The organism is Acinetobacter sp. 251-1, from assembly GCF_030329305.1.
Lineage (GTDB): Bacteria > Pseudomonadota > Gammaproteobacteria > Pseudomonadales > Moraxellaceae > Acinetobacter > Acinetobacter piscicola_A.
In genome coordinates this window covers 1-2,598 of record NZ_JACANS010000048.1, presented here as the reverse complement: position 1 = coordinate 2,598, position 2,598 = coordinate 1, and the positions used below count along the sequence as shown (strand labels likewise).

The 2,598-nt window shown below is 33.8% G+C and carries 3 protein-coding genes; 1 reads left to right on the top strand and 2 read right to left on the bottom strand.

The genetic code is table 11. From position 1 onward, the window contains the following. Together HX129_RS17615 and repM are read right to left on the bottom strand one after the other, a co-directional pair. Nucleotides 1-284 (bottom strand): hypothetical protein (locus tag HX129_RS17615; protein ID WP_286436392.1); only part of this gene is annotated, 284 nt, incomplete at its 3' end. Then, nucleotides 281-1,204, bottom strand: a complete 924-nt coding sequence (gene repM, locus HX129_RS17610; RefSeq protein ID WP_111813180.1) for a replication initiation protein RepM — start codon at nucleotides 1,202-1,204, stop codon at nucleotides 281-283. The genes HX129_RS17615 and repM, both read right to left, overlap by 4 nt. A gap of 730 nt (nucleotides 1,205-1,934) precedes the next feature. On the opposite strand from repM, the gene HX129_RS17605 reads away from it, so the two are divergent. Beyond that, complete coding sequence (locus HX129_RS17605; protein ID WP_180105732.1) at nucleotides 1,935-2,456, top strand: hypothetical protein; 522 nt, start codon at nucleotides 1,935-1,937, stop codon at nucleotides 2,454-2,456. The last annotated feature ends 142 nt before the right edge of the window (nucleotides 2,457-2,598 follow it).

Sequence of the window (2,598 nt, the reverse complement as noted above, 5' to 3'; positions counted from 1 at the left end):
AATAGGGATGTTATGTATGGGTAACAAAGGCTTTTGCTTTCTTTTGGCTTATCAAAAGTAAGGGTATTGCCTACACAGATCTGCAAATTATCTCGATAGTAAATTAAGTCCTCTATTTTGCTTTCCATCGGCATTTTTTCGGTAGGTTCGGCATTTTTGGATATTCGGGATAATAGGAAAATATAACCGCATATATTTTCCCTCGCAATTTCATAATTAACGATGTCGGTATACTTAATTTGAACGCCTTGAAAATTGGCTGTTAGGTTCTCCAGTTGCATCATGGTTTAAATCCTGCTTTCTCTAAACATGGGTAAAGCTCTCTGAATTTTTCAGGTTCTAAAAGCATGTCTGCAATACGGATAGCAAATTGTTGGTAGCTTTCCGTGCCTTGCGAATACTTACTCATTTCAGGCATTTCAGACATTTTATTGGCAAATAAATGGCGTTGAGCATCAGTCATTTTGACAAAAAAGTCAGGTGTGTTTGGGTCACGCTTAGAATCTAATTTTTTCGGTTGTTGTTTCTGCTTAAACTTAAATGAAAAACCAATAATTGAACGACCACGTTTGTGTTGTTCATACTCTGCTTTTATATCTGTGTACTTATTAATTTGATCAATGGCAAGGTGTAAAACTTTTTCTTTAAATTGCCCCATTCTCTTGTATTCATTGGGTTCTATGCCTAGTTTTAATCTTAGCTCTTCTAGCTCTACCATAGTCACTTTGCCTGTACTACGCCATGCGATAAGCAACTCATACAAGCGTATAGCGTAAACACTAGTTAAACTGCTGACTTGCTCTAGTTCATAACTGGTGAAGTGTTTTTCTAAATTTGTAATCAACGGTACAACATCATCAGAAAACTTAATACGAACAAGAGCTTCATTCTCTACATAAGATATTCGTTGTACCCATCGACTTATTACATTCTCAATGTTGCCCTTTTGAGTCAGTTTTTGATAGCTAAATCTACGATCAAATAGGCTTTTGCAAGCATCTTTAAGAACTTTATAGGCTGTATTTCTATGAACATTGAAATGGTTGATATAGCTTTCAGCATGAATAGTCAAATCTTTATCATTGGGTGTATTTGATTGCCTAGCTTCAAGTATGGCTAACAGTATTAAACGTTGTTCTGATAGGTCTAAATTATAACTAGCATTTATTAGTGCATTATCTTTAACGACTAGTTCTTTTTTCATAAGCAGACATGTTTTTTAAGTATATAAGTACACTTTATTTTATTAAGTGTCACTTTGCAAGATAGAGGTGTACTTATTGCAAGATAGAGGTGTACTTATTGCAAGATAAAGGTGTACTTATTGCAAGATAAAGGTGTACTTATCCTTATTTTTATTATTATTTATCAATTGATTACAGATGCTAAAAATTAAAAAATTAAAAATTATTAAAAAGAGGGGAGTGCTTAAAACTGCCCTATGTACTCGCTAAAGCTCGTACTCTATTGAAGCTCGTTCCTCGCTTCGTGGGGCAGTTTTTAGTTAATCCTGTTTGTGAAATCTAAAAGCAAAAGCATTTGTAATGTATTCGCTTCGCTCATACTTTTTGAAAAGCAAAAGCTCCAAAGTTCGCACCCATTCGGGATGCTCTGTATCTTTCGTTGTGAAGCAAAGGGGAGCTTGTAATCAGAGAAAAGGCGAGGGCGAAATTTTAATGATGCTCAATCACTCGTAGACACTCGTTCGGTTCTTATTATCTAGGTTTTAATTATTCACTGGAGCTAATCAAAACCGTGGAACATTGCTCAAGAAGTAAGCGTGGAACGTGAAAAATGCATAAAAAAGCCCAATCGGCTGTGATAGGGCTTTTCAAACAAACATAAGACAATGAAATTTAAAGATAAATTTAAAGCATTTCGTATAAGGCGTATTATGTTAATTTTAGGAAATCTTTAAAGTATTTAAAAAATATATGAACTTAATTTCAGCAACATTATTAAATGAACACCCTATCAAAGGATGTATTCAGGATGGAAGTGGAAACACTAAACCATTTCCTATTTTTGCTATTGATGGGCTTCCATTAAATATATGGATAAGTAAAAACACTAGTTTTAAAGATGCAAAATCTTCCGTTCCAGCACAGGGTTGGCTATATGACTTTGAAAATAGCGTTCCTTTGAGTAATGCATGGAAACTATTAAAACCCGAAACTTCTGAATATGGTGCAGTATCAACTGTCATACCAATTTTAATTTGTCCTGATGATTTAGATCTTGTCTGTAATGTAATTATGATTGAACAGATCGTGACTGAATCAGAGGTTCAATGGATTCGATTTGGGGTAGCATGGGACAATATGCATGACCTTGTAACATCCGTAGTTTGGGAAAAACCTTTTTCATCTCCTGTTTTAACATTTAAATTAAATAATTTTGAAGAAGCATACAATAATTTGAAAAGTTTAGATAAAGCTTGGAATGAGGGGATTTAACATAATGGCGATTATACGAAATTTTTAAATTTCTTTAATTATCATAAGGATAATCTCATTTTTTAATGTTATTCCTAAGTAGAAATGTCCTACCTAATAACCAAATAGAAATGTCCTATATGGACAATTCCAAGTCAAGCAC